Below are 26,950 nucleotides of genomic sequence, written 5' to 3' on the forward strand. Positions count from 1 at the left end.
ACTACCCCGAGGACAAGACCGAACTCATGCGGGCCTTCGAGTGGATGGAGTGCGAGAAGATCCTGCTGTTCTCCAGCGACTACCCGCACTGGACCTTCGACGACCCCCGCTGGCTGGTCAAACACCTGCCCGAACACGCTCGCGACGCCGTGATGTTCCGCAACGGGATCGAAACCTACAAACTGCCCGAGACCGTGCCCGCCCTCGAAGGACAGGTCAGGGTCTTCTAGTGGCCGAAGAGGTGAAACCGCCCCGGCTGGCGCAGGGGCGTGAGCATGTCGTCGCCACCGTGGACGAGATTCCCCCGGGTACCCACAAGGTGGTGCCGATCGGCCGCCACGGTGTCGGGGTCTACAACGTCAACGGCACGTTCTACGCGATCGCCAACTACTGCCCGCACGAGGGCGGACCGCTGTGTTCGGGACGCGCGCGGGGGCGCAACATCGTCGACGAGAGTGTGCCGGGCAACGCGGTGATGGTGCGCGACCTGGAGTTCATCTACTGCCCCTGGCATCAGTGGGGATTCGAGCTGGCGACCGGCACCACCGCGGTCAAGCCCGAATGGAGCATCCGCACCTACCCGGTCCGCGTCGTCGGCAACGACGTCCTGGTCCAGGCCTGATCCGAGCCCGATCCGGCCCTCACCCGGACCTGACCCTGAAAGGCAGCATGACAACCGGCACCGTCCTCAAGCCCGGCGAGCGGACAATGCAGATCAACGGCGGCGACGTCGTCTACGAGATCCTCGGCGAAGAGGGCGATTTCATTGTTCTGACCCCGGGTGGCCGGTTCAGCAAGGACATCCCCGGCCTGCGTCCGCTGGCCGAGGCACTGGTCGAGGGCGGCTATCGGGTGCTGCTGTGGGACCGCCCCAACTGCGGCCGGTCCGATGTGCAGTTCTACGGGCAGAGCGAATCCCACATGCGCGCCGAGACGCTGCAGAAGCTGATCACCGGTCTCGACATCGGGCCCTGCATCATCGCCGGCGGCTCCGGCGGCGCCCGGGACTCGATGCTGACCACCATGCTGTATCCGGAACTCGCCACCAAGCTGGTGGTGTGGAACATCGTCGGTGGCATCTACGGCACCTTCGTGCTCGGTTCCTACTACATCGTGCCCAGCATTCTGGCGGTGCGCGGCCTGGGCATCGAGGGGCTGCTCGGAGTCAAGGAGTGGAAGGAGCGCATCGCCGAGAACCCGGACAACGAGGCCCGTCTGCGGGCTCTGGACGCCGACGGCTTCCTCAAGGTGATGTTGCGCTGGCTCAACGCCTTCGTATCCAAACCGGGCCAGACCATCCCCGGTGTCGACGACGAGATGTTCGACAACATCACCGTGCCGACGCTGATCATCCGTGGCGGCGAGAATGACTGGGATCACCCCAAGCGGACCTCGCTGGAGGTCAACTGCCTGATCAAGGGGTCCACCCTGATCGACCCGCCCTGGCCCGAGGATGCGTGGGAGCGCGCCGGCGAGGATCAGGCTTCGGGAAAAGTCAAGCGCTTCAATTTGTTCGACACCTGGGTGCAGGCGGCACCGGCGATCCTCGATTTCCTGGGGAAATGAGGCGCCGGCCGATGACCAGACCGCCGCAGCGTTCACACCGTGCGGATGTGCACCTCGCAGTTGAGCGAGGCCTCCAGCGCGGTGTGCACCCGGCTCTCCGGAACGCGCCGCATGTCGGCCTTACGCAGCGTCACCGTGATGACGTCCCAGCCCTCGCCGCCGGGGCGCCGCTCGATCTCCCCGGTCAGCCCGAACCCGGCGAGCACCCCGTGGGCGTCCTCGTCGGTGCCGTGGCTGACGAACGTCAGGACCCCGGGCACCGGTGTGGTGCCGAATGCCTTGCCGCACAGGTCGATCGCCAGGCTTTGCAGCGGGCCGGGGTCGGCCCCGGTCATCAACAGCTCGACCTCACGCCGGCTCGGCGGCAGCGCGGCGAGATTGTTCTGGATCAGTTCCGCTCCGGCGTCGGCGGCCAGGTCCGCCAGGGTCGACGTCCCCTCGGTCAGCCGCTCCGGCGACAGCTCGCCGGCCGGGTCCACACCGATTCGCACCACCGCCGTCCGCATGCGCGCAAGCGTAGCCGTGCCAGATGCCGTGATGAAAGCAGGAGTCAGCCATGAGTACCGCCGCATCGCAGACCTCGCTCACCGTGGGGCCCTGGCCGGGGCTGCAACCCCGGCTGCTGCGCGCCACACAGGAATCCGAGACGCTGCAGGACTACCGTGGCGCCGGCGGCTACCAGCCGCTCGCGGACGGGGCGGCACTTCTCGAGCAGATCGAACTTGCCGGGCTGGTGGGTCGCGGCGGCGCCGCCTTCCCGTTGGCCGTGAAGATCCGCACCGTGCGCCACGCCGGACCGCACGGAACCGGCCGGCTCGACACCGTGGTGCTCGCCAACGGTGAGGAGGGGGAGCCCGCGTCGGTCAAAGACCGCTGGCTGCTTCGCAATCGACCGCACCTGGTGCTCGACGGGCTGCGCCTGGTGGCGCAGCTGGTCGGAGCCAAGCATGCGCACGTGTACGTCTCGGACCAGCCGTCGGCCGCCTCGGTGGAGGCGGCCCTGGCCGAGGCGGGAACCGACATGCTCGACGGCCTGACCGTCAGCGTCCGCACGGTGGCGCCCGGCTACGTCGCCGGTGAGGAGACCGCGGCGGTCCGGGCGATCAACGGCGGGCCGGCCAAGCCGACCGACAAACCCCCGCGGCCGTTCGAGCAGGGCATCGGGGGGCTGCCCACGCTGGTCAGCAACGTCGAGACGCTGGCCAACGTGCCCTACATCCTCGCCCACGGCGCGTCCGGCTACCGCGCGCACGGCACCGCGGGATCGTCGGGGACGTTCCTGGCGACGGTGACGGCCGGCGGGACGTCCGCGGGTCTCTACGAGGTCCCGTTCGGCTCGCCCGTCACCGAATTGCTGGAACTGCACCAGATTCCGCTGGAGCAGGTGCGCGGCGTGTTGATGGGCGGCTACTTCGCGGGCCTGCTCAACCGCGACATCCTCGATGCCACCCTGGACCACGAGAGCCTGCGCGGGCTGGGGTCCGGGCTGGGCTGCGGGGCCGTCTCGGTGATCACGGCCGAATGCCCGGTGGCGGTGGCGGCCTCGGTGCTCGACTACTTCGGCCGGGAGAACGCCGGGCAGTGCGGATCGTGCTTCAACGGCACGGCCGCGATGGCCGCGGCCGCGCTCGCACTGCGCGACGGCACCGCGACCGGGGACGACGTGGCCCGGTTGAAGCGCTGGTCGGTGGTGCTGCGGGGCCGCGGCGCCTGCGCCACGCTGGACGCCGCCACCAACATCGCCGCCAGTCTGCTCGACCAGTTCCCCGAGGCCGTCGCGCAGCACCTCGACGGCGAATGCCCCGATTGCGGCGCGCACGCGTTCAGCGCGCACCGCCCGTTCGAAGTGGAGGCGGTGGTCTCGTGACCGACCCGTTGCGCATCAAACTCGACCGCACCCTCTGTGACGGGTTCGGCATCTGCGCCAAGCACGCACCGGAGTACTTCTCGCTCGACGACTGGGGCTATGCCGTCCTGGTAGGGGACGGAAACATCCCCGAGCAGGATCGCGGCGCGGTGCTGCGGGCGCTCATGGACTGCCCCGTGCACGCCATCATGGAGCTCGGCGAACGCCGGCCCGACGAGAGCGCGCCCACCGACCAGAGCGTCGACGAAGACATCGCCGATCACCTCAAAACCGAAGCGAACGAGGCCGAATGGGGGTTCACCAGGTGAGCGCCGACACCCGCCTGCCACTGCCCCAGGTCGTCTTCGACAACGAGTTCTTCTGGAAATCGGGCGCCGACGGGAGACTGCGGATCCAGGAGTGCGGCGACTGTCAGGCGCTGATCCATCCCCCGCAACCGGTCTGCCGGTACTGCCACAGCCACAACATGGGTGTGCGCGAGGTGTCCGGGCGGGCGGTGCTGTCGGCGTTCACCGTCAACCACCGCTTCAGCATCCCCGGCCTGACCGCGCCGTATGTGATCGCGCAGGTCGCCATCGAGGAGGACCCGCGGGTCCGGTTGACCACCAACATCGTCGACTGCGACCCCGACGAGCTGGAACCGGGCCGGATGGTCGAAGTCGTCTTCGAGCAGAACGACGACGTGTGGCTGCCGCTGTTCCGCCCGACCGCCGAACCCGAAACCGGCGACCTGCCCGCCGACGAGATCGCCCCGCAGGACTTCGGCAAGCACGTCCGGCCCATGGTCACCAAGCAGAAGTTCGAGGAGCGCTCCGCGATCACCGGGATCGGCGCCTCCCGCCTGGGCCGCCGGCTCATGGTCAACCCTCTGTCGTTGACCATCGAGGCGTGCGAGGCGGCGGTCGCCGATGCCGGGCTCACCCTGGCCGACATCGACGGGCTGTCCACCTATCCGGCGATCGACGCCGTCGGTATGGGCGAGGGCGGGGTCAGCGTGCTGGAGGGCGCGCTGGGCATCCGGCCCACCTGGATCAACGGCGGCATGGACACCTTCGGGCCCGGCGGTTCGGTGATCGCGGCGATGATGGCCGTCGCCACCGGGATGGCCCGCCACGTGCTGTGCTTCCGCACCCTGTGGGAGGCCACCTTCAATCAGCTGATGAAGGAGGGCAAGCTCGCCCCGGCCGGCGGCGCCCGGACCAACAGCTGGCAGATGCCCTTCGGCGCGGTGTCGGCCGCGCACACCCTGGCGCTCAACGCCCAGCGGCACTTCCACCGCTACGGCACCACCCGCGAGACGCTGGGCTGGATCGCGCTGAACCAGCGGGCCAACGCCGCGCTGAACCCGACCGCCATCTACCGCGACCCGATGAGCATGGAGGACTACCTCTCGGCGCGGCCGATCACCACCCCGTTCGGCCTCTACGACTGCGACGTGCCGTGCGACGGTGCGGTGGCGGTCATCGTCTCGGCCGTGGACACCGCTCGAGACCTGGCCAAGCCGCCGGTGCTCATCGAGGCCGTCGGGACCCAGATCATCGAGCGCACCGACTGGGACCAGACCACGCTGACCCACGAGCCCCAGGTGCTGGGCCAATCGGCGCACCTGTGGACCCGGACGGCGTTGCGGCCCACCGACGTCGACGTCGCCGAACTCTACGACGGGTTCACCTTCAACTGCCTGTCCTGGATCGAGGCGCTCGGCTTCTGCGGGATCGGCGAGGCCAAGGACTTCCTCGACGGTGGCAGGAACATCGCCCGCGACGGTGTCCTGCCGCTGAACACCCACGGCGGGCAGCTGTCCCACGGCCGCACCCACGGTATGGGGCTGATCCACGAGGCCGTCAGCCAGCTGCGCGGCGAGGCCGGCCCGCGCCAGGTCGCCGACGCCAAGGTCGCCGTCGCCAGTTCCGGCGGCCTGACCCCCAGCGGTGTACTGCTTCTGCGGTCGGATACGTGAGCCCGGGCCCGACCAGCCGGGAAGCGCGCGCGGGGGACCACACGGCGGATGTGGCCGCCGCCGTCCCGGTGCCCAGGGTCGTGCTCGTCGACGGTGTGCCGATGTCGGGCCTGCTCGCCGAGGCGGCGCGGCCCCGGGCCACCGTCGTCGCGCTGCACGGCGGCGCCACCACCGCGGCCTACTTCGACTGCCCCGGGCAGCCCGCGCTGAGCCTGCTGCGCAGCGGGCCGGGGCACGGGTTCACCGTGCTGGCCCTGGACCGCCCCGGATTCGGCAGCTCGGCGCTGTACTCCCCCGAGTTCGACTCCACCCCACGGCGTATCGCCATGACCTACCGGGCGATCGACGCGATGCTGGGCGACCGGGACCGCGGGGCGGGCCTGTTCCTGCTCGCCCACTCCAACGGCAGCGAGCTGGCGCTGCGGCTGGCCGCCGACGACGAACGCGGCGCGACGCTGCTGGGCGTGGAGATCTCCGGCACCGGTGTGCGCCAGCAGGAGCAGGCCGCGGCCGTCCTGGCCGGCGCCAGCCGGGAACGGATCCCGTCCGGACTGCGCGAACTGCTGTGGGAACCCGCCGAGCTGTATCCCGACGGCGTCGCGGGCTCGGTGCGCATCAAGAGCGGTCCGCTCTCGCCGGACTACGAGGGCCCCCTGGTGGCCAACTGGACCCGGGACTTTCCCGAACTGGCCGCACGGGTGCGCGTTCCGGTGCGCTACAGCGTCGGGGAGTTCGAACGGGTCTGGGCCAACGACCCCGCGGCGGTGACCGAGATCGCGGCCCTGTTCACCGCGGCCCCGCGGGTGCAGACACACCGACAGGCCGGCGGCGGCCACAACCTCAGCCTCGGCTTCGCCGCGGCCGAGTACCACGCCGACGTCCTGTCCTTCGCCGGGACGTGCATCGACGACCCGGCACCGACCGATGTGACGATGGAGGCAGACAAATGAAGGTGGGGTTCATCGGGCTGGGCAGCCAGGGCGGTCCCATGGCACGCGCGATCGTCGAGGCCGGCGTCGACACCACGCTGTGGGCACGCCGGGCCGCGTCCCTGGAGCCGTACGCCGACACCGCGGCCAAGACGGCGGACACCCCGGCGGAGCTGGCCGCGGCCTGCGACATCGTGTGCCTGTGCGTGGTGGGCGACGCCGACGTGACCGAACTGGCCGAGGGTGAGAACGGCCTGCTGGCCGGGATGGCCCCGGGCGGGATCATCGTGATCCACAGCACCGTGCATCCCGACACCTGCCGCCGGCTCGGCGAGAAGGCCGCCGCCCAGGGCATCTCGGTGGTCGACGCGCCGGTCAGCGGCGGCCAGCCCGCCGTCGAGCAGAAGCAGCTGCTGGTGATGGTCGGCGGTGCCGAGGCCGACGTCGAGAAGTGCCGGCCGGTGTTCGAGACCTACGGCGACCCGATCGTGCACCTGGGACCGCTGGGCGCCGGGCAGGTCACCAAGATCCTCAACAACCTGTTGTTCAGCGCGAACCTCGGGAGCGCGCTGAGCCTGCTGGAGCTCGGGGAGTCCCTCGGGGTGGCCCGGGACAGGATGTGCGATGTCGTCACGCGGGGCTCGGCCAACAGCAAAGCGCTGGGCAGCATCGCGATGTTCGGCGGCACGCTCGACCAGCTGGCTCCGATCGCCGGCGCCCTGCTGCAGAAGGATGTCCGGCTGGCGGCCGACCTCGCCGACCACGCCCCCGCCGAGCAGGGTGCGGTGTTCGATGCCGCCGACGCCGCGCTGCGGTCGATGGGCTACCCGCGATGAACGTCGGTTTCATCGGTGCCGGCCGCATGGGCACCCCGATGGTCGGACGGCTGGTGGCCACCGGCCACACCGTGAAGGTGCTGGGCCGCACCCCCGAGAAGTGCTCGTCGATCGAGGCGCTGGGTGCCGAGCCGGTGCCCTCGGTTGCCGAGGCCGCCGCGGGCGCCGACGTGGTGGTGCTGTGCGTGTTCACCGACGAACAGGTCCGCGAGATCTGTTTCACCGACGGCCTGTTGGCCGCGATGGCCCCCGGCTCGGTGCTGGTGGTGCACACCACGGGCAGCCCCCGGACCGCCGAGGCGCTCGGGGCCGCGGCGCGGGAGCGGGGGGTCGACGTCCTCGACGCCCCGGTCAGCGGCGGCCCGCACGACATCGCGGCCGGACGGGTGACCCTGTTCGTCGGCGGCGCCGCGGAGACGCTGGAGCGGGCCCGCCCGGTGCTGGAGTGTTACGGCGACCCGATCCTGCACGTCGGTCCGCTGGGTTCGGGCCAGAAGGTCAAGCTCATCAACAACACCGTGTTCGCCGCCCAACTGGGTGTGGTGGCCGAGGCCGTCAGGCTGGCGGCCGAACTCGGCGTGACCGAGGGTGCGCTGCTGGAGGCGCTGCCGCACGGCAGCGGCGACAGCCGGGCGCTGGCCGGGGTGCGCGCGCGCGGCTCGGTCTCGGCGTTCATCGAGATGGCAGGCGGTTTCGTCGGCAAGGACGTCGACGTCGTGCGCCGGGTGGTCGCCGACCTCGGCGCGGGGCTGGGGCCGCTGGACCGGCTCGTCGACGCGGGGCTCAACGCCGGCACCGGCGCCGGAGATCGTTGATTTCCCCCGTCCGGGCGGCAATACTGTTAGCGTTACAGTTTCGGCGATTTCCGTAACTTCTCGCCCCATCAGCCAGCAGCGGAGGAGGAGAGTCTATGACCAAGCCCCGGGTGGTCTTCGACCCGTTCTCGGACGAGTACTTCAACGACCCCTACGACATCTACCTGCGGATGCAGGACGAGGCTCCGGTCTACTACAGCGAGGAGATGGACTTCTACGCGCTGACCCGGCACGAGGACGTCGCCGCCGCGCTCAAGGACCACGAGACCTTCTCGTCGAGCCGCGGCTGCGACCTGTCGATGGTGCAGTCGGAGGAGGGGCCGCAGAAGTCGATCATCTTCATGGATCCGCCCGAGCACCGCATGCTGCGCAGCCTGGTCAACAAGGCGTTCACCCCGCGGGCGATCCAGTCGCAGAAGGAGACCGTCGAGCAGCTCGTCGACCACTACCTCGGCGGGGTCGACCCCGAGCACTTCGACGTCGTGCAGGACTTCTCCGGTCCCTTCCCCGTCGAGGTGATCACCCGGATGGCCGGGGTGCCCGAGGAGTTCCGCCAGCAGGTGCGGCACTGGATCGACACGTCCCTGGAACGCGAGCCCGGCAACATGGGCTACACCGAGCGCGGGATGCAGGCCAACATCGACTCCGCGATGTACTACTACGGCCTGGTCCAGGAGCGGCGGCAGAACCCGCAGGACGACATGCTCAGCCGGCTGATCGCCGCGGAGATCGTCGGCGAGGACGGCCAACCCCGCAAACTCGACGACATCGAGATCACCGGTTTCGCGTCGCTGCTCGGCGGCGCGGGAGCCGAGACCGTCACCAAGCTCGTCGGCAGCTCGGTGGTGACGTTCGCCAAGAATCCCGACCAGTGGCAGAAGCTGCTCGCCGACCGCAGCAAGATTCCCGCCGCCGTCGAGGAGATGCTGCGGTTCGACGGGCCGGTGCACTACAACGTGCGGTTCACGTTGCGCGACGCGCACCTGCACGGCACGACGATCCCGGCGGGCAAACCGGTGTTCCTGATGAAAGCGGCCGCCAACCGCGACCCGCGCGCATTCACCGACGCGCACATCTTCGACATCGACCGCGACCGCTCCGAGGCCCAGAACCTCGGGTTCGGCTACGGCATCCACAGCTGCCTGGGCGCGGCACTGGCCCGCATGGAGACCGCCATCGCACTCGACCGGCTGCTCGACTTCATGCCGCGCTACGAGGTGCAGTGGGACGAGCTGGAGAAGGTGCACATGCAGAACGTGGCGGGCTACCACCACGTCCCGGTGAAGGTCTTACGCTGAGAACCACTCCTACGCGGAGAACCACGGAGCCCCGACCGGACCGACACGAGGAGCGCGAAAGATGACCAAAAAAATCGAGGTCGATTTCGAGCTGTGCGAAGCCAACGGTGTCTGCATGGGCATCCTGCCGGAAGTCTTCGAGCTCGACGACGAGGACTTCCTGCACGTGCTCTCCGACGAGGTGACCCCCGAGAACGAGGCCAAGGTCCGCGAGGCGGTCCGTCAGTGCCCGCGGCAGGCCATCTCGATTCGGGAGTGACCCGGCCGCCGTTCGGCGGCCGGCTCCACCGCCGTTGAATCGGTGCTGACTAGCTGGCCGGCACCAGGTCGGCGGCGCTGGGGCAGCACGCGATCGCCCCGGTCCGGAAGATCTCGCTGAACCCGATCGCGTCGATCGGCTCGGCCGCCGCCGCCAGGGCCTGCACCTTGAACGCCCGCGCGGCCACACTGAGCCGATGCTCGACCGTGTCGACACTGCCCCGCAGCTCCTCGGGCCAGCTCTCGCCCCACATCGTCACCTCGGTCTGTCCGGCGGCCAGGGCATCGCGCACCCCCTTGCGGATCCGGGTGTCACGGGCGTACAGCTCGGCCGATACCGCCAGGGCGTGCGGGCGTGGTGCCTGCAGCCCGCCGGCCAGCGCGCTCTCCAGGTCCCCGGTGTCGGCCCCCAGGATCTGCAGCGGCCGGTCGTCGGCCCCGCCGTCAACCAGGACGGTGACATCCCAGCCCGCCATCACCCGGTCGAAGAGCCAGCCGCCGGCGACGCGGACCACCTCGGCGACGCTGGGCGCCACGACGTCCAGCCGGTACCTCACGATGTGCCGTCCGGGGCGAACTCCCGCTCCAATGACCTCGCGTAGTCCTGAATCGCTTCCTGCAGCGGTACTGACGGATCGAGCAACCATGAGATTTCCATTCCGTTGACGAGGGACACAATCTGCACGGCCTTGAGGGCCGGGTCGAAGTCGTCGCGGTACTTCCCGGACAGCTGACCCTCCCGGATCAGGTCGGTCACGATCGAGATCGCGGCGCGCTGCCGGGCCAGCAACCGCTCGTGCAGCGGCGCGTCGGGCATCAGATTCTCGACCAGCAGCACCGAGTAGGTGCCCACCAGCTCTGGGGCCCGATTGACGCGTTCACCCGCGCGGGCCAGCTGTTTGAGCAGGTCGCCGGCGCGGTCGGCGTGCGCGTCGTCGTCGGCGTCGCGGGCGTCGACGACCGCGTGCAGCAACTGCTCCTTGGATTCGAAATGGTGCAGCAGCCCGGCCGCGCTGACCCCGGCCTCCCTGGCGATCTGAGCAAGCGTCGTGTTGCGCCACCCGTTGCGGGTCAGCAACCGCTGCGCCGCGTCGAGGATCCGCTGTTTGCGGTCCTCACCCTTGGCCAGGAGCGTTGCGTACGGCCGGGCAGAGGTCACGGGCTGGGGCTTTCTGTCGGGGGCAAACCTACTTAACGAACATACAGTAGGTTGGTTGGCCGGATGTGACAAGGGTCTCTTTGGGATTGTTTTTGATCGATGTCACAGCGGCAACGGTGGTCACACCATAACCGCGCCCGCCGCGCGGCACGCCGGAACCGGCGAATGCGGGGCCCACCGCGAGACCGGCGCCGATCCCCCGCGGTGGGTCCGCCGCCGCGGGGGCGGACCCCGTCGGTTTTTCGTGGTCTAGAGTCCCAGCGACTTGGCGATGATCACCTTCATCACCTCGCTGGTACCGGCATAGATGCGCGCCACCCGGGCATCGGTGTACAGGCGGGCGATCGGATACTCCATCATGTAGCCGTAGCCGCCGAACAACTGCAGACACCGGTCGATCACACGGGCCTGCATCTCGGTGCAGAACAGCTTGACCCGGGCCGCATCGGCGCCGGACAGTTCCCCGGCCGCGTGTTCGGCGACCGCCTGATCCAGCATCGCCTGCGCCGCCTCCACCTCGGTGGAGCAGGCGGCCAGTTCGAACTTGGTGTTCTGGAACGAGGCGACCGGCGTGCCGAAGGCCGTGCGCGTCTTGGTGTAGTCGATGGCCGCGGCGATCGCCGAGCGGGACTGGGCCACCGAGCCGACCGCGACGGTCAGGCGTTCCTGGGGCAGGTTGTGCCCAAGGTAGGAGAATGCCTCGCCGTCTTCGCCGAGCCGGTTGGTCACCGGGACCCGCACATCGGTGAACGACAACTCCGCGGTGTCCTGCACCTTGCAGCCCATCTTCTCCAGTTCGCGCCCCCGCTCGAACCCGGGCATGCCGTCCTCGACCACCAGCAGCGTCAGACCCTTGCGCCGGTTCTCCGGGTCGGTCGAGGTTCGCGCCACCACGATGACCAGGTCGGCCTGCATGCCGCCGGTGATGAAGGTCTTGGCGCCGTTGAGCACGTACTCGTCGCCGTCCAGGACGGCGTTGGTGCGCATGCCCGCCAGATCGGAGCCGGTGCCGGGCTCGGTCATGGCGACAGCGGTCAGCAGTGTGCCGGCCGCCAGTCCGGGGAACCAGCGCCCGCGCTGCTCATCGTTGGCGTAGTGCAGGAAGTAGGGCAGGATCACCTCCAGCTGCGTGCGCACCGTGGACAGCGTGACCAGCGCGCGCGCCGCCTCCTCCTGCAGCACCACGTTGTAGCGGTAGTCGGGCTGCCCGCCGCCGCCGTACTCCTCGGGGATGGCCACGCCCATGATCCCGGTCTGGCCAAGCTTGGCGAACGCCTCGCGCGGCATCCGGCCGGCCTTCTCCCACCGCGGGTAGTGCGGCACGATCTCCTTCTCGATGAAGTCGCGTGCCAGCTCGCGGAACGCCTCGTGGTCCTCGGTGAACAGGGTGCGGCGCACGGGGTCTCCTCTGTTTCCTGCTGAAGTGTGGCCCGAAGGGTCGTGAAGTGCCTGAAAGTGCCGGTCTCAGACGAGCTCGACGACGGTGGCGTTGGCGGTGCCGCCGCCCTCACACATCGTCTGCAACCCGTACCGGATCCCGTTGTCGCGCATGTGATGGATCATCCTGGTCATCAGCACCGCCCCCGAGGCACCCAGCGGGTGGCCCAGCGCGATCGCACCGCCGAGCGGGTTGAGCCGGGCCGGGTCGGCGCCCGTCTCGGCCAGCCAGGCCATCGGCACCGGCGCGAACGCCTCGTTGACCTCGAAGACCCCGATATCGCCGATTCCCAGGCCGGCCTTGCCGAGCACCATCTCGGTGGCCGGAATCGGACCGGTCAGCATCAGCACCGGGTCGGCACCGGTGACGGCACCAGCCACGTAGCGCGCCAGCGCGGTCATGCCCAGCTCGCGGGCCCGTTCTGCGGTCATGACCAACAGCGCCGCCGCTCCGTCGGAGATCTGGGAGGAGTTGCCGGCGTGGATCAGGCCGTCGTCGGTGAACGCGGGCTTGAGCCCGGCGAGCTTTTCGGCGGTGGTCCCCCGGCGGATGCCCTCGTCGGCCCCGACGGCGCCCCCGCCGGTCGGCACCGCGACGATCTGATCGTCGAAGGCGCCCGCGTCCTGCGCCGCGGCGGCCAGCTCGTGTGAGCGGGCCGAATATTCGTCGACCCGGGTGCGGTCGAATCCCCACTTCTGGGCAATCAGCTCCGCCGAGATACCCTGGTTGAAGGAGAAATTGTCGTACCGCTCAAGAACTTTCGGCCCATAGGGCACACCGGTGGCGCGCGCGGCGCCCAACGGCACGCGGCTCATCACCTCCACCCCGCCGGCCACCACCACGTCCTGCTGGCCGGACATGACCGCCTGCACGGCGAAGTCCAGTGCCTGCTGACTGGATCCACAGGCCCGGTTGACGGTGGTGCCCGGGATGCGCTCGGGCCAGCCCGCGGCCAGCACCGAGTACCGGCCGATGTTGCTCGACTGGTCGCCCACCTGGGACACGCATCCCCACACCACGTCGTCGACGAGCGCTGGATCCAGGCCGGTGCGGTCGGCCAGCTCGGTCAGCACCAGCGCCGACAGGTCCGCGGCGTGCTCACCGGACAGTCCCCCGTTGCGTCTGCCGACCGGCGTGCGCACCGCCCCGACGATCACCGTTTCCCGCATGGCCTTCTCCAGTCCGTTCTCATGGTCTTCTGACGTGGTCCTGCTACGGCACGCCTTCTCACAGCGTCTTTCTCACAGCGTCTTTCTCACAGCGTCTTTCTCACAGCGTCTTTCTCACTACGTACGTGGCGGTACGGCCCACTTGCCCGTGAACGACGGGTCGCGCTTCTGCGCGAAGGCCGCGTAGGCCTCGGCCGAGTCCGCGGTGGCGAAGTTGCCCGGCTGGGCGCGCGCCTCGTTGGCCAGGGCCTCGGGCAGCGTGCAGTCGGCGCCGGCCTTCAGCAGTGCCTTGCTGTGGGCCATCGCCACCGGCGGACCCGCCGCCAGCCGGGCGGCGAGCTCGTCGACGAAGCCGTCGATCTCTGCGGCGGCCTTGACCCAGGTCACCAGTCCCAGTTCGTGCGCTTCGCCGGCGTCGATGGTGTCGGCCAGCAGCACCAGCCGCTTGGCCTGCTGCAGACCAACCAGTTTGGGCAGCAGCCAGGAGCCGCCGAGATCGATCGAAAGGCCGCGCTTGGCGAAGATCTGGCAGAACCGCGACTCGGGGGTGGCCACGACCAGATCGCACCCGAGCGCCAGGTTCCACCCCGCTCCCACGGCGACACCGGTCACCTTGGCCACGGTCGGGATGGGCAGCTCGTACAACGCGAGCGCCACATCGGTGAGCCGGCGCAGCTTGCGATCGGGGTGGACGTCCTCGGGAACCGAGATGTCGGCACCCGAGCAGAAGGCACCGCCGGCCCCGGTGAGCACCAGCGCCCGCACTCCGTCGTCATCGGTGACCGCCCGCAGCGCATCCCGCAGGGCCACCCACAGCGGCGGGTTCAGCGCGTTCTTGCGGTCGGGGCGGTTCAGTGTCAGCGTCCGGACGCCGTCCCGATCGCTGGACAACAGCAGCGGCTCGTTCTCAGGCCGACTCGCGGGTGGGGTCATCCGACGACCGGTCCGATCGCCCCCTCGCCGCGCAGCGCGGCGATCTCGCTCTCTCCCAGGCCCAACTCGCCCAGCACCGCATCGGTGTGCTGGCCCAGGCCGGGCACCGCACCCATCGGCTGCTCGAACCCGGAGATCACCGGCGGTGGCAGCAGAGCGGAGATCTCGCCCTTGGGGGTGTCGACGGTCCGCCAGCGGTCACGGGCCTTCAGGTGGGAGTGCCCGACGACCTCGCTGGGCGTGTTGTACCGCGAGTTGCCGATGCCGGCATCGTCGGCGGTCCGCTGGATCTCGGCGAGATCGTACCGGGCACACCAGGTTCCGATGGCCTCGTTGAGCAGGTCGCGGTGCGCGCAGCGGTCGGAGTTGGTGGCGAAGCGTGGATCGTCGGCCAGGTCGGGCCGGTCGATGATCTCGCGGGCCAGCCGCTGCCACTCCCGGTCGTTGGTCGTACCGAGCACCACCGTCTGCCCGTCGCGGGTGTCGAAGGCGCCGTACGGTGCCACCGCCGGCGAACTCATGCCCAGGGGCTGTTGGTCGATGCCGGAGTGCTGGGTGTAGGTCAGCTGGTATCCCATGATATCGGTCATGGTGTCGAACAGGCTCACCGCGACAGCCGGTGCGGCACCGGGGTTGTGACCGCGCTCGCGGCCCAGCAGCAACGCCATGATCGACAACGCCGCATAGAGTCCGGTGGAGATATCGGCCACTGGCGGACCGGGTTTGGCCGGCATTCCGGGATAGCCGGTGACCGCGCAGGCCCCCGACTCCGCCTGGATCAACAGGTCGTAGGCCCGCTTGTGCGAGAGCGGGCCACCGGGGCCGTACCCGTCGATCTCCACGGGGATGACGTGTGGATGGCGCTCGCGCAGCTGCTCCGGCGCGATGCCCATCCGGGCCGTGGCCCCCGGCGCCAGGTTGGACACCAATGCGTCCGCACGGTCAAGCAGCCGGTGCAGGATGTCCATTCCCGCCGGTGACTTGAGGTCCAGCGTGACCGACTCCTTGCCCCGGTTGGCCCATACGAAATGTGCGGCCAGACCGCCGGGACCGTTGACGACGTCGTCGTAGTCGCGGGCGAAATCGCCGCCCTTCGGGTTCTCCACCTTGATCACCCGGGCCCCGAAATCGGCGAGCACCCGGGTGCACATCGGGGCGGACACGGCCTGCTCCATGGCGATCACGGTGATGCCGGACAGCGGGCCTTCGCGCTGGTCTTCGCGCTGGTCTTCGCGCTGGTCTTCCATGGGCCTCACATAACCATGCCGCCATCGACCGGCAGCACCTGCCCGGTGATGTAGGAGGCCGCGTCGGAGGCCAGGAACACGAACGCGCCGGCCACCTCGTCGGGCTCGGCCCAGCGCTTCAGCGGGATACGGGCCATCATGTTGGCCGCGAACTTCTCGTTGGTGCGGATGGTCTCGGTCATCGGCGTGGCGGCCAACGGGGCCAGGGCGTTGACCAGGATGTTCTTGGCCGCCAGTTCCCGCGCCAAGGACTTGGTGAACCCGATGATGCCGGCCTTGGCGGCCGAGTAGTTGACCTGGCCGAGCGTGCCGGTGATGCCCGCCGAGGAGGTCACGTTGATGACCCGGCCGGTGCCGTCGGTCGGGATGTGGGGCAACGCGGCCTGGGTGCAGTGGAAGGTGCCCATCACGTGGACGTCGAAGGTGCGCCGGAAGGTCTCGTCGGTCAGTTTGGGAAACATCGCCGGCGAGGTGACGCCGGCGTTGTTGACCAGGATGTGCAGCTTCCCCTCACCCAGCGCGGCCGCGCGGGAGGCGGCGGCCTCGGCGGCCTCGCGGTCACCGACATCCAGCGCGCAGCTGTCGGCCTTGGCGCCGGTGGCCGAGATCTGTTCGGCCACAGCGGCGGCCGCCGCGCCGTCGACGTCGGTGACCAGCACCGCCGCCCCCGCGCGCGCCAATGCCGCCGCCACCGCCGCGCCGATGCCGCCTCCGGCACCGGCACCGGTGACCAACGCGGCCCGGCCGGTCAGGTCGAACAGTGGGTTCATACGCGAGACTCCCTCATTCACTGGCGGGGCAGGATCGTTGACGTGCGGGTGCGGATCAGTAGCTGCGGGGCAGGCCCAGCACGTGCTCTCCCAGGAAGTTCAGGATCATCTCCTGGCTGACCGGGGCGATCTTCATCAACCGCGATTCGCGGAAGTACCGCGAGACGTTGTACTCCTCGGCGTATCCCATGCCGCCGTGCAGCTGCAGGGCACGGTCGGCGGCGCCGAAGCCGGCGTCGGCGCACAGGTACTTGGCCGTGTTGGCCTCGCGGCCGCAGGGCCTGCCGTTGTCGTAGAGCCAGGTGGCCTTGCGCAGCACCAGTTCGGCGGCGTCCAGGCGGGCCAGCGAATCCGCGAGCGGGAACTGCAGGCCCTGGTTCATGCCGATGGGGCGGTTGAACACGTGGCGCTCGTTGCCGTACTTGACGGCCTTCTCCAGCGCCACCCGTCCGATGCCCAGCGCCTCGGCGGCGATCAGCATCCGCTCGGGGTTCAGCCCGTCCAGGATGTACTTGAACCCCTTGCCCTCCTCGCCGACCCGGTCTTCGACCGGGACCATCAGGTCGTCGATGAACACCTCGTTCGAGCTGACGGCGTTGCGGCCCATCTTGTTGATCGGGCGGATGTCGACACGGTCGCGGTCGAGGTCGGTGAGGAAGAGCGTCATCCCGTCGGTCTTCTTGGCCCCCCTGGATTCGAGGTCGTCCAGCGACTCGGTGCGGGTCAGCAGCAGGATCTTCTCGGACTCCAGCGCCTTGGAGATCCACACCTTGCGGCCGTTGACGCGGTAGTGCTCGCCCTCCCGTTTGGCGAACGTGGTGATGCGCGAGGTGTCCAGTCCGGCACCGGGTTCGGTGACACCGAAGCACACGTGCAGGTCGCCGTCGACGATCCGGGGCAGCGTGCGCGCCTTGAGTTCGTCCGAGCCGTGTTTGACCACGGGTTGCATGCCGAAGATGGACAGGTGGATCGCGCTGGCGGCGTTCATGGCGCCGCCGGATCGGGCGACCTCCTCCAGCAGGAGCGTGGCCTCGGTGATGCCCAGGCCGTGACCGCCGTACTGTTCCGGGATCGTCATTCCGAGCCAGCCGCCCTTGGCGATGGCGTCGTAGAACTCCTGCGGGAACTCGTGGGCCTGGTCCTTCTGCATCCAGTAGTGGTCATCGAACTTCGACGCCAACTGCGCGACCGACTTGCGGATCAGTTCCTGATCCTCGGACAGCTCGAAGCTCATTCCGCCGGACATGGGGCTCTCCTCAACTCACACGTTGCGCACCGGATGGGCGATGCCCACTCGGCCCGGTGTTCGACTGTCGTTACCGCGATCCCGCGATCTCCGTCGCTTTGGCGGCGAAGTCGCTGAAGCTCGCCTTCTCGCCGCTGCGTTCGTGGGACAACGCGCGGATCGACACGTCGTGGCCCTCGGCCGCCCGGCGCAGGGCGCCGACGGTGGCCTGCTCCTTCGGGACGTCCTTGAAGGGGTCGAAGTGGTAGAGCCGCATGGCGTTCTCGTGGGTGATCTTGTTGATCTCGTCGTCGGGAACCTCGTAGGTGTCGAACACCGCGGAGAGTTCCTCGGGCGCCCCCGGCCACATCGAGTCGCTGTGCGGGTAGTCCATCTCCCAGCAGATGTTGTCGATGCCGATCAGGTGGCGGTTCTTGACCCCGACCGGATCGGAGATGAAACAGGTCATGAAGTGCTCCCGGAACACCTCCGAGGGCAGCTTGCCGCCGAAATTCTGATGCGTCCACGTCGAGTGCATCTCATAGGTGCGGTCCACCCGGTCCAGGAAGTACGGGATCCAGCCCGTGCCGCCCTCGCTCAGGGCGATCTTGAGATCGGGATAGGCCTTGATGGGCGCCGACCACAGCAGGTCGGCGGCGGCCTGGACGATGTTCATCGGCTGCAGTGTGATCATCACGTCCATCGGCGCGTCCGGGGCCGTGATGGCCAGCTTGCCCGACGAGCCGATGTGCACGTTCATCACCGTCTCGGTGTCCACCAGCGCATCCCACATCGGCTTCCAGTAGTCCAGGTCGTGGAACGACGGATACCCCAGCGTCGACGGGTTCTCGGTGAACGTCAGCGAGTGCACGCCCTTGTCGGCGACCCGGCGGATCTCCTGTGCGCACAGCGCCGGATCCCAGATCGCCGGCAGCGCCATCGGGATGAACCGCCCGGGATTGCTGGCGCACCACTCGTCGATGTGCCAGTCGTTGTAGGCCTGCACCAGGGCCAGGGAGAACTCGGAGTCCTCGGTGGCGAACAGCCGCGCCGCGAACCCGGGGAACGACGGGAAGTTCATGGTGGCGAGCACGCCGCCGGCGTTCATGTCCTTGACCCGTTCGTCGGGGTCGTAGCAGCCCTTGCGGATCTCGTCGAGGCCCTGGGGTTCCAGGCCGTACTCCTCCTTGGGCCGGCCGGCCACTGCGTTGAGCGCCACGTTGGGGATCACCACGTCGCGGAACTGCCAAGTGTCACTGCCGTCGGCGTTGTGCACCAGCCGCGGCGCCTCGTTGCGGTAACGCTCCGGCAGATGATTGACGAACATGTCCGGCGGCTCGATGATGTGATCATCCACGCTGATCAGAATCATGTCGTCTTTGTTCATGACACTTCCTTCCGTGTCCGCTTCGGGGTCCGCTTCGGGGTCCGCTTCGGAGTCCACCTTCGGAGTGACTCCGGATGTCCGGCGGAGGTGGCACCTCCGCGCAACCATCGCCGAGCGTGGCGGCAACCCGGCGCCCCACGTGCGCTCAACGCGTTCTCCCAACTAGGAAACTAGCTTCTCACTTCGCGAGAATCAACATGCGGAATGGTCGAGCCGACCCGCGTTGCGCACGTCTGCGCTGGTCGAGGAGGAATTGTCGACGGGCCTCCCGCGGCCGCTCCGAACTTTGACGTTGACCAAACGCCAAGTTCGTGGAAATCTGTTATCCGGATATGAGAATATGATTCTCGTGAGTGAGAGGGCAGCGATGTCAGCAGGATCCCGGCCAACCCCGTGGCCGAGCGTCCTGCCACTCACCGGGCATCTCCGCCAGACCTTCCGCACAGCGGAAGCACCGAACCAACCGGCCACCGGACCGGCGACAACACAGAGAGGGTAGAGCGTTGGCATTTTTCCCCAAGCCGGCCGCGGGCAGCTGGACCGAAAACTGGCCCGAGCTCGGCACCGCGCCCGTCGATTACACCGACTCCATCGACCCGGAGCAGTGGAAACTCGAACAACAGGCCATCTTCAAGAAGTGCTGGCTCAACGTCGGGCGCGTCGAGCGCCTGCCGAAGAAGGGCAGCTACTTCACCAAGGAGATGCCGTCCGCGGGCCCCGGCGTGTCGGTGATCATCGTCAAAGACACCGAGAACGAGATCCGCGCCTTCTACAACCTGTGCCGGCACCGCGGCAACAAGCTGGTGTGGAACGACTACCCGGGCGAGGAGGTGTCGGGCACGTGCCGCCAGTTCACCTGCAAGTACCACGCCTGGCGGTACTCCCTGAAGGGCGATCTGACGTTCATCCAGCAGGAGGACGAGTTCTTCGACGTCGACAAGAAGGACTACGGCCTGGTGCCGGTCCGCTGTGAGGTCTGGGAAGGCTTCATCTTCATCAACTTCGACCCCGACGCCGAGCCGCTCGTGGACTACCTGGGCGACTTCGGCAAGGGCCTGGAGGGCTATCCCTTCCACGAGATGACCGAGACCTACTCCTACCGCGCCGAGGTCAACTCCAACTGGAAGTTGTTCATCGACGCCTTCGTCGAGTTCTACCACGCGCCGATCCTGCACATGAAGCAGGCGGTCAAGGAGGAGGCCGACAAGCTCGCCGGGTACGGCTTCGAGGCGCTGCACTACGACATCAAGGGCCAGCACTCGATGATCTCGTCCTGGGGCGGCATGAGTCCGCCGAAGGACGAGAGCATGGTCAAGCCCATTGAGCGGGTGCTGCACAGCGGCCTGTTCGGGCCATGGGACCGGCCGAAGATCAAGGGCATTCTGCCCGACGAGCTGCCGCCGGCGGTCAACCCGTCGCGCCACCACGCCTGGGGCCAGGACTCCTTCGAGTTCTTCCCCAACATGACCCTGCTGCTGTGGGCGCCGGGCTGGTACCTGACCTACCACTACTGGCCCACGGATGTGGACAAGCACATCTTCGAGTGCACGCTGTACTTCGTGCCCGCCACCAACACCCGTGAGCGCCTCGCCCACGAGCTGGCGGCGGTGACGTTCAAGGAGTACGCGTTCCAGGACGCCAACACCCTGGAGGCCACCCAGACCCAGATCGGCACCCGGGTGGTCACCGACTTCCCGCTGTGCGACCAGGAGATCCTGCTGCGCCACCTGCACAAGACCGCACACGACTACGTCGACGCGTACAAGAAGGAAAAGGGTTTGGAGAACGGCGGGTCCGCCAACGGCCACGCCGCCTCGACGACCGAGAAGGACTCGATCAATGCCTAAGCTGCCGGAGGAATTCGCCGACCTGGAACCGTTCACCGACTGGTGCCTGCCCAACGAGCCCGACCGCTACGCGAAGCGGTTGTCCTCCACGATGGCCGAGATGCAGGAGTTCTACGACGCCGCGTTCCCGCGCCTGGACGCGGTCATGGAGTACTGCGACGCCCGGTTCCCGCTGAACGGAATGCCCGATGACGCCAAGGCACTCATCCACATGATGCAGTCACTGGTCACCGTGTCGTTCCCGATCGAGGTGTGGAAACAGCCGCGGGTTCTCGACAGTGGCGCCGCCTACGTCGAATGCGTCAAGGAGCCGGTGGTCTAGTGCCTCTGACCCTCAAGGCTGCGGGTCTGGTCGATGTCGACGCGGGCGAGCTCGTCCGGCCCGGGATCGTCAAGGTCGACGGCGATCGCATCGTCGGGATCGGCGGGTCCCCCGAGGGAGAGGTGATCGATCTCGGCGACGCGGTCCTGCTCCCCGGCCTGATGGACATGGAGGTCAACCTGCTCATGGGCGGCCGGGGCGAGAACCCCGGCCTGTCCCAAGTCCAGGACGACCCGGCGACCCGGGTGCTGCGTGCGGTGGGCAATGCCCGCCGCACGCTACGCGCCGGCTTCACCACCGTGCGCAATCTGGGGCTGTTCGTCAAGACCGGCGGATATCTGCTGGACGTGGCGCTGGCCAAGGCCATCGACGCCGGCTGGATCGACGGCCCCCGCATCGTGCCCGCGGGTCACGCGATCACCCCGACCGGTGGCCACCTCGACCCGAGCATGTTCGCCGCGTTCATGCCGGGCGTGCTGGAACTGACCGTCGAGGAGGGCATCGCCAACGGGGTCGACGAGATCCGCAAGTCCGTGCGCTATCAGATCAAGCACGGCGCCCAGCTGATCAAGGTGTGCTGCTCCGGGGGCGTGATGTCGCTGACCGGCGAGGCCGGGGCGCAACACTATTCGGACGAGGAGCTGCGGGTCATCGTCGACGAGGCGCACCGGCGTGGGCTGCGGGTGGCCGCCCACACCCACGGGGCCGACGCGGTCAAACATGCGGTGGACTGCGGCATCGACTGCATCGAGCACGGCTTCCTGATGGACGACGAAGCCATCCAGATGCTGGTCGACAACGACCGCTTCCTGGTCACGACGCGCCGGCTGGCGCAGGCCATGGATGTGTCCAAGGCGCCGAAGGTCCTGCAGGACAAGGCCGCCGAGATGTTCCCCAAGGCGGAGACCTCCCTCCGCGCGGCCTACGAGGCGGGGGTGAAGATCGCCGTCGGCACCGACGCCCCGGCCATCCCGCACGGCAAGAACGCCGACGAACTGGTCACGCTGGTGGAATGGGGCATGCCGCCGGCGGCGGTGTTGCGCGCGGCGACGGTGGTGGCCGCCGACCTGATCAACGTCGGCGACCGCGGCCGGCTCGCCGAGGGCCAGGTCGCCGACATCATCGCCGTGCCCGGCAACCCCCTCCAGGACATCGCCGTTACACGGGATGTCACATTTGTAATGAAGGGAGGTAAGGTCTTCCGCAATGAGCATGCCAACACGAACTGACGACCTGGTCGAGATCCAGCAGCTGCTGGCCAAGTACGCCGTCACCATCACCCAGGGTGACATCGACGGCCTGATCAGTGTCTTCACCCCGGACGGTACCTACAGCGCGTTCGGCGAGACCTACACGCTCAACCGCTTCCCCGTTCTGGTCGACGCCGCGCCCAAGGGCCTGTTCATGACCGGCACCGCGCTGGTGGACCTGGTCGAGGGCGCCGACACCGCGACCGGCACGCAGCCGCTGTGCTTCATCGAGCACTCCAAGCACGACATGCGCATCGGCTACTACCGCGACACCTATGTGCGCACCGGTGAGGGCTGGCGGCTGAAAACGCGCGCGATGACCTTCATCCGGCGCAGTGGCGACCACGATCACGGTCGCCCGCACGCGATCGGCAGGCCCGAAGCAGGATGACCGCACCGCACCAACCCCACGAACCCCACGAACCCGAAGCCTTCCGGACGGCCCTGCGGGCCTGGCTCGACGAGAACGACCTGTCCCCGGGAGACGACCACTCGCTGCAGGGACAGATGGCCCAGTTCGCCCGCGTGCAGCGGGCGCTCTACGACGCGGGGTGGAGCCGCTACGGCTGGCCCGAGCACGCCGGTGGGCTGGGCGGCCCGCCGATCCTGCGGGCCATCGTCGGCGAGGAGGTGGTGGGGCGCCGGCTGGCCGAGCCCGGACCGTACTCGATGCTCGAGGTGCTGGCCCCGACCATGATCGACTACGCGCCCACCGACCTGGCCGCCGAGATGGTGCCGAGGCTGCTCAGCGGCGAAGAGCAATGGTGCCAGGGGTTTTCCGAGCCGGGCTCGGGCAGCGACCTGGCGTCGTTGACGACACGCGCCGTGCGGGACGGCGACCGCTGGATCATCAACGGCCAGAAGGTGTGGACCAGCTTCGCGCAGTACTCGCACCGGTGCATCCTGCTGACCCGCACCGGCGACGCGGACACCCCGAACCACGAGGCCATCACCGCGTTCTTCGTCGACACCGACACCCCGGGGATCACGGTGCGCCCCCTGCAGACGATGCACGGGGTGGACGAGTTCTGCGAGGTCTACTTCGACGACGTGGCCGTCGAGTCCACACGCATGCTTGGCAGGCCCGGAGACGGCTGGCAGCTGGCGATGGATCTGCTTCCGTTCGAACGCTCGACCTGTTTCTGGCAGCGCATCGCCTACCTGTACTCCCGGTTCGACGCGCTGATCGGGGAGGTCAAGGCGGACGGCCAGGCCGTCGACGCCGACCTGGGGGCGGCGTACCTGGCCCTGCACACCCTGCGCTGCCGATCCCGCGCCACCCAGCACCGGCTGGCCGAGGGCCACCGGCTGGGCGCGGACACCTCGATCGACAAGGTGCTGCTGGCCGGCGCCGAACAGCAGCTCTACGACGCCGCGCGGAACCTGATGCCCGGCACCATCGAGCTCGAGGACACCGACTGGCGCACGGAGTACCTGTATTCGCGGGCGGCCACCATCTACGGCGGCACGGCCGAGGTGCAGCGCAACATCATCGCCCGCCGCCTGCTGGACCTCGGAAAGGAGTGACGGGTGGACACCGACTCGCTCGACCTGCTCGAAGACGGCCTGCGCAAATCCATGCTGGCGGCCTCCGGCGCCGAGCTGGACTCCGCACTGGCCGACCTGGGCTGGGCCGACATGCTCTCCGACATCCCCGACGCGGCGATACCCCTGGTCTTTCGCCTGCTGGGCGAGACGGGTTCACACGCCTCGGTGCTCAACGACGTGATCCTGGAGACCATCGGCGGCCTGCCGGGCGGAACCCCGCCCATGCCGTATGCCGGTGGCAACTGGGTGGTCTGGAGCCGCTCGCCGGTGGCGGATCCGACGCTGGGCGGGCTGCCCCTGCACCGGGTGCCCGACGGTGAGACGATGCGCCTGGGCGAGGCCCGCCGGGCGGTGGGCTGGTGGCTGGTCGGCTCGGCTAGGGCGATGTTGTCCCTGGCCCGCCGGCACGCGCTGGACCGTGTCCAGTTCGGCAAGCCGATCGCGGGTTTCCAGGCCGTCCGGCACCGGCTGGCCGAAACGCTGGTGGCCATCGAGGGGGCCGAGGCGACGCTGGGCCTGCCCGGGACGGAGAGCCCGGACCTGACCGCGATGCTGGCCAAGGCCGCCGCGGGCAAGGCCGCGCTGACCGCGGCCAAGCACTGCCAGCAGGTGCTGGGGGGCATCGGCTTCACCGCCGAGCACGACCTGCAACACCACGTGAAGCGGGCCCTGGTGCTCGACGGATTGCTCGGCAGCTCACGCGAACTCACCCGCAAGGCCGGGGCGGGGCTGCGGGCCCGCGGCTCGGCCCCGCGGCTGGCTCAGCTCTGAATCTCACCCCCACGAGCGCTCACTGAGGTACGAGAACCCGCCCGGGACACGTACCTGGTGGAGCGTTCGCGCGCGGGTCGGGGCCGTCCCGCCCCCGCGGCTGGCTCAGCCGCGGGGCAGGCCCAGCACCCGCTGGGCGATGATGCTGCGCTGGATCTCCGAGGTGCCGCCGGCGATGGTGCCACCGAAGCTGCGCGCGTAACGCTCGAACCAGCTGCCGGTCGGGGCGTCCTCCCCGAAGGGGGCGAACGGTGCGGTGAACGCGGGATGGGCCAGCCCGTCGGGTCCGGCCGCCTCCAGCGCGTTGCCCACCGAGGTCTGGAACGCCTCGGAGCCGAACAGTTTGAGCACCGACAGCGCCGGCACGTCCTGCTCGCCGCGGGCCTCCTTGGACAACGCCACCGAACCCAGCAGCCGCAGCGCCTGGGCATCCATCACCAGGGTGGCGTAGCGGTCCCGGTCCAGAGCGGTCTCCGGTGTGAAGTCGGTGATCAGCTGCTCGAGCCAGTCGGCGTAGCTCAGCCACAGCAGGGTGCGCTCGTGGCCCAGCGAGCCGTTGGCCACCTTCCACCCCTGGTTCAGCGGTCCGATCAGGTTCTCGGCGGGCACCCGCGCGTCGGTGAAGAAGACCTCGTTGAAATCGAGATCGTCGCGCCCGCACACCGAGGCGAACGGCCGGCGGGCCACCCCCGCAGTGTCGGTGGGAACCAACAACACGCTGATTCCCTTGTGCTTGGGGGCATCCGGGTCGGTGCGCACGAAGGTGAGCACCACATCGGCGTCGTGGGCGCCCGAGGTCCAGACCTTCTGACCGTTGACCACGAAGTCGTCACCGTCGCGGACCGCGCTGGTGCGCAGCGACGCCAGATCCGACCCGGCGCCGGGCTCGCTCATGCCCAGCGCGGCGGTCATCTCGGCCCGCAGGATCGGCACCGCCCAGCGTCGCTTCTGTTCCTCGGTCCCGAAGGTCAACAGGGACGCCGCGATGATGCCCACGCCCTGCGGGTTGTAGCTCTGGTAGATGCGCCGGCGATTCAGTTCGTCGCGGTGGACGTACTGCTGCAGGATGGTGGCGTTGCGTCCGCCGAACTCCGGCGGGTTGCCGGGCAGCAGCCAGCCGTGGTCGAACATGGTGCGCTGCCAGCGCCGGGCCCACTCGGGGACGTGCGCGGTCGACCGTGACCGCTCGGCGGTCTCGGCCTCGGCCGGCAGGTGCTCGTCGAGGAAGGCGATGAACTCCGCCCGGAACTGCTCGACGTCGGCGTCGAAGGTCAGCTGCATGAATTCAGGCCCCCGTCAGCGAGGTCTCGGCGATGAAGGCGCGGTGCTCGGCGGCGCCGCCCAGCATGAGTTCGCCGGCCTTGGCCCGCTTCAGCGCGAACTGTACGTCGTTCTCCCAGGTGAAACCCATCGCCCCGAAGAGCTGAATCCCGTGTTTGAACACCAGCGACTGGCACTCCCCCGCCGAGGCCTTGGCCATGGCGGCGGCCAGCCGCCGGCGCGGATCGTCGGCGGAGATGGTCAGCGCCGCGAAGTACGACAGCGCGCGGGCCCGCTCGATGGCCACATGCATGTCGGCGGCCTTGTGCTGCACCGCCTGGAAGGAGCCGATCAGGACCCCGAACTGCTGGCGGGAGCCGATGTGCTCGAGCACCAGATCCAGGATCCGCTGGCAGGCGCCGACCATGGTGAGCGCCATCCCGGTCAGAGCGACGTCACGGCCGCGCGCCACGTGGTCCTCGGGTGCGGCCACCCGGTCGGAGTAGCCCACTTCCACCCCGTCGAAGGTCACCTCGGCGACGTGCAGCACCGGATCGAACACCGATGTCCGGCGGGCGGAGACCCGTTCGGCCCCAACGACGAACACCCCGGCGGGAGTCACCACCGCCAGCCGGTCGGCCCGGTCCCCGTCCAGGACGTGGGAGGCCGTACCGGTGAGCACCCAGCCCTGACCGGCGCGGGCCGCCGTGACTCCCTCGTAGACCGCCGCACCGGCCAGCGCGGGATCGACCGCCTCCGGCGCCAGTGGGTTGAACTGCGTCATCGTGGCCAGGAACGGCGTCGGGTCGCTGGCGCGTCCCAGCTCCTCGATCAGCAGGCCCAGTTCGACGGTCTCGCCCGGATCGGTCAGTTCGGTCCACCCCATGTCGATGAAGCTCTTCCACAGCTTCATCGCCGCATCCGCGTCGCCGCCGGAGTCGGCCGCCGACTCGGGCGCGGATTCGGGCGCGGATTCGGGCTCGGCCTCGGCGATCCGGCGGACCAGCGAGGCGGGACATTCCTTGGCCAGCACGTCGCGCGCCGTGTCGCGCCACAGGCGCTGATCGGCGTCCAGCTCCAACAGCATCCGGGTTA

Annotated in this window: 28 protein-coding genes and 1 pseudogene; 17 read left to right on the forward strand and 12 right to left on the reverse strand. The window is 68.9% G+C overall.

The window, feature by feature from the left end:
- The 3 genes and pseudogenes from CSR00_RS03740 to CSR00_RS03750 form a co-directional block, all read left to right on the forward strand.
- A pseudogene (locus tag CSR00_RS03740) lies at positions 1-230 on the forward strand (amidohydrolase family protein); the annotation flags it as partial.
- Positions 230-622 carry a Rieske (2Fe-2S) protein gene (locus CSR00_RS03745; RefSeq protein ID WP_176561891.1) on the forward strand — a complete coding sequence of 131 codons (393 nt, stop codon included), beginning with the start codon at positions 230-232 and terminating at the stop codon, positions 620-622. The pseudogene CSR00_RS03740 and the gene CSR00_RS03745, both read left to right, overlap by 1 nt.
- Before the next feature lie 47 nt (positions 623-669).
- On the forward strand, positions 670-1,566 hold the full coding sequence (locus CSR00_RS03750) for an alpha/beta fold hydrolase (protein WP_099021069.1): 897 nt from the start codon (positions 670-672) through the stop codon (positions 1,564-1,566).
- Positions 1,567-1,598: 32 nt separating this feature from the next.
- Here the strand turns inward: CSR00_RS03750 and CSR00_RS03755 are convergent, their stop codons facing one another.
- The gene (locus CSR00_RS03755; RefSeq protein WP_099021070.1) at positions 1,599-2,072 is read right to left on the reverse strand and encodes a hypothetical protein; all 474 of its coding nucleotides are present in this window, start codon (positions 2,070-2,072) and stop codon (positions 1,599-1,601) included.
- Positions 2,073-2,122: 50 nt separating this feature from the next.
- Here CSR00_RS03755 and CSR00_RS03760 point away from each other — a divergent pair, with 50 nt between their 5' ends.
- From CSR00_RS03760 to CSR00_RS03795, 8 genes are all read left to right on the forward strand, one after another.
- Positions 2,123-3,433, forward strand: coding sequence for an NADH-ubiquinone oxidoreductase-F iron-sulfur binding region domain-containing protein (locus CSR00_RS03760; protein ID WP_099021071.1), 1,311 nt, complete (start codon positions 2,123-2,125; stop codon positions 3,431-3,433).
- An 8-nt stretch (positions 3,434-3,441) separates the two neighbouring features.
- The gene (locus CSR00_RS03765; RefSeq protein WP_176561897.1) at positions 3,442-3,741 is read left to right on the forward strand and encodes a ferredoxin; all 300 of its coding nucleotides are present in this window, start codon (positions 3,442-3,444) and stop codon (positions 3,739-3,741) included.
- A complete protein-coding gene (locus tag CSR00_RS03770; protein ID WP_099021073.1) occupies positions 3,723-5,393 on the forward strand; it encodes a thiolase C-terminal domain-containing protein in 1,671 nt (556 codons plus the stop codon). The genes CSR00_RS03765 and CSR00_RS03770 overlap by 19 nt, the downstream gene beginning before the upstream one ends.
- Positions 5,390-6,343 carry an alpha/beta hydrolase gene (locus tag CSR00_RS03775; protein ID WP_245905816.1) on the forward strand — a complete coding sequence of 318 codons (954 nt, stop codon included), beginning with the start codon at positions 5,390-5,392 and terminating at the stop codon, positions 6,341-6,343. The genes CSR00_RS03770 and CSR00_RS03775 overlap by 4 nt, the downstream gene beginning before the upstream one ends.
- Positions 6,340-7,158: an NAD(P)-dependent oxidoreductase gene (locus tag CSR00_RS03780; RefSeq protein WP_099021074.1), complete on the forward strand. Its 819-nt coding sequence runs from the start codon at positions 6,340-6,342 to the stop codon at positions 7,156-7,158. Before CSR00_RS03775 ends, CSR00_RS03780 begins: the two co-directional genes overlap by 4 nt.
- Positions 7,155-7,973 (forward strand): NAD(P)-dependent oxidoreductase, encoded by an 819-nt coding sequence (locus tag CSR00_RS03785; RefSeq protein ID WP_099021075.1) that lies wholly within the window; start codon positions 7,155-7,157, stop codon positions 7,971-7,973. Before CSR00_RS03780 ends, CSR00_RS03785 begins: the two co-directional genes overlap by 4 nt.
- A 95-nt stretch (positions 7,974-8,068) precedes the next feature.
- A complete protein-coding gene (locus CSR00_RS03790; RefSeq protein WP_099021076.1) occupies positions 8,069-9,271 on the forward strand; it encodes a cytochrome P450 in 1,203 nt (400 codons plus the stop codon).
- Positions 9,272-9,332: 61 nt separating this feature from the next.
- The gene (locus CSR00_RS03795) at positions 9,333-9,530 is read left to right on the forward strand and encodes a ferredoxin (protein ID WP_099021077.1); all 198 of its coding nucleotides are present in this window, start codon (positions 9,333-9,335) and stop codon (positions 9,528-9,530) included.
- A gap of 49 nt (positions 9,531-9,579) precedes the next feature.
- On the opposite strand, the gene CSR00_RS03800 is transcribed toward CSR00_RS03795, so the two are convergent.
- From CSR00_RS03800 to CSR00_RS03840, 9 genes are all read right to left on the reverse strand, one after another.
- Positions 9,580-10,086 (reverse strand): hypothetical protein, encoded by a 507-nt coding sequence (locus tag CSR00_RS03800; RefSeq protein WP_099021078.1) that lies wholly within the window; start codon positions 10,084-10,086, stop codon positions 9,580-9,582.
- Entirely contained in the window at positions 10,083-10,688 is a 606-nt protein-coding gene (locus tag CSR00_RS03805; RefSeq protein ID WP_099021079.1) for a TetR/AcrR family transcriptional regulator, read from the reverse strand. Before CSR00_RS03805 ends, CSR00_RS03800 begins: the two co-directional genes overlap by 4 nt.
- Before the next feature lie 249 nt (positions 10,689-10,937).
- Positions 10,938-12,086: an acyl-CoA dehydrogenase family protein gene (locus CSR00_RS03810; protein WP_099021080.1), complete on the reverse strand. Its 1,149-nt coding sequence runs from the start codon at positions 12,084-12,086 to the stop codon at positions 10,938-10,940.
- Positions 12,087-12,152: 66 nt separating this feature from the next.
- Complete coding sequence (locus CSR00_RS03815; RefSeq protein ID WP_099021081.1) at positions 12,153-13,295, reverse strand: thiolase family protein; 1,143 nt, start codon at positions 13,293-13,295, stop codon at positions 12,153-12,155.
- Between the two features lie 117 nt (positions 13,296-13,412).
- Positions 13,413-14,228 carry an enoyl-CoA hydratase/isomerase family protein gene (locus tag CSR00_RS03820; protein ID WP_099021082.1) on the reverse strand — a complete coding sequence of 272 codons (816 nt, stop codon included), beginning with the start codon at positions 14,226-14,228 and terminating at the stop codon, positions 13,413-13,415.
- Positions 14,225-15,475: a CaiB/BaiF CoA transferase family protein gene (locus CSR00_RS03825; RefSeq protein ID WP_099021083.1), complete on the reverse strand. Its 1,251-nt coding sequence runs from the start codon at positions 15,473-15,475 to the stop codon at positions 14,225-14,227. The genes CSR00_RS03820 and CSR00_RS03825 overlap by 4 nt, the downstream gene beginning before the upstream one ends.
- Positions 15,476-15,480: 5 nt before the next feature.
- On the reverse strand, positions 15,481-16,245 hold the full coding sequence (locus CSR00_RS03830; protein WP_099021084.1) for an SDR family NAD(P)-dependent oxidoreductase: 765 nt from the start codon (positions 16,243-16,245) through the stop codon (positions 15,481-15,483).
- 55 nt (positions 16,246-16,300) lie between these two features.
- Entirely contained in the window at positions 16,301-17,491 is a 1,191-nt protein-coding gene (locus CSR00_RS03835) for an acyl-CoA dehydrogenase family protein (protein ID WP_245905817.1), read from the reverse strand.
- A gap of 70 nt (positions 17,492-17,561) precedes the next feature.
- Positions 17,562-18,857, reverse strand: a complete 1,296-nt coding sequence (locus CSR00_RS03840; protein ID WP_099021086.1) for an amidohydrolase family protein — start codon at positions 18,855-18,857, stop codon at positions 17,562-17,564.
- A 503-nt stretch (positions 18,858-19,360) separates the two neighbouring features.
- Here CSR00_RS03840 and CSR00_RS03845 point away from each other — a divergent pair.
- From CSR00_RS03845 to CSR00_RS03870, 6 genes are read left to right on the forward strand one after another with little or no spacing between them, the layout of a single operon-like run.
- Positions 19,361-20,704, forward strand: a complete 1,344-nt coding sequence (locus tag CSR00_RS03845) for an aromatic ring-hydroxylating oxygenase subunit alpha (RefSeq protein ID WP_099021087.1) — start codon at positions 19,361-19,363, stop codon at positions 20,702-20,704.
- Complete coding sequence (locus tag CSR00_RS03850) at positions 20,697-21,026, forward strand: hypothetical protein (RefSeq protein ID WP_099021088.1); 330 nt, start codon at positions 20,697-20,699, stop codon at positions 21,024-21,026. The genes CSR00_RS03845 and CSR00_RS03850 overlap by 8 nt, the downstream gene beginning before the upstream one ends.
- The gene (locus tag CSR00_RS03855; RefSeq protein WP_099021089.1) at positions 21,002-22,255 is read left to right on the forward strand and encodes a metal-dependent hydrolase family protein; all 1,254 of its coding nucleotides are present in this window, start codon (positions 21,002-21,004) and stop codon (positions 22,253-22,255) included. Before CSR00_RS03850 ends, CSR00_RS03855 begins: the two co-directional genes overlap by 25 nt.
- On the forward strand, positions 22,239-22,667 hold the full coding sequence (locus CSR00_RS03860) for a nuclear transport factor 2 family protein (protein ID WP_176561892.1): 429 nt from the start codon (positions 22,239-22,241) through the stop codon (positions 22,665-22,667). Before CSR00_RS03855 ends, CSR00_RS03860 begins: the two co-directional genes overlap by 17 nt.
- A complete protein-coding gene (locus CSR00_RS03865) occupies positions 22,664-23,803 on the forward strand; it encodes an acyl-CoA dehydrogenase family protein (RefSeq protein WP_099021091.1) in 1,140 nt (379 codons plus the stop codon). The genes CSR00_RS03860 and CSR00_RS03865 overlap by 4 nt, the downstream gene beginning before the upstream one ends.
- Before the next feature lie 51 nt (positions 23,804-23,854).
- Positions 23,855-24,595, forward strand: a complete 741-nt coding sequence (locus CSR00_RS03870; RefSeq protein WP_176561898.1) for an acyl-CoA dehydrogenase family protein — start codon at positions 23,855-23,857, stop codon at positions 24,593-24,595.
- A 105-nt stretch (positions 24,596-24,700) separates the two neighbouring features.
- On the opposite strand, the gene CSR00_RS03875 is transcribed toward CSR00_RS03870, so the two are convergent.
- Together CSR00_RS03875 and CSR00_RS03880 are read right to left on the reverse strand one after the other, a co-directional pair.
- A complete protein-coding gene (locus CSR00_RS03875; protein ID WP_099021093.1) occupies positions 24,701-25,876 on the reverse strand; it encodes an acyl-CoA dehydrogenase family protein in 1,176 nt (391 codons plus the stop codon).
- 4 nt (positions 25,877-25,880) lie between these two features.
- On the reverse strand, positions 25,881-26,942 hold the full coding sequence (locus CSR00_RS03880; RefSeq protein WP_099021094.1) for an acyl-CoA dehydrogenase family protein: 1,062 nt from the start codon (positions 26,940-26,942) through the stop codon (positions 25,881-25,883).
- Positions 26,943-26,950: the final 8 nt, after the last annotated feature.

Origin of the sequence: Mycolicibacterium palauense, assembly GCF_002592005.1 — a bacterium.
GTDB lineage: Bacteria > Actinomycetota > Actinomycetes > Mycobacteriales > Mycobacteriaceae > Mycobacterium > Mycobacterium palauense.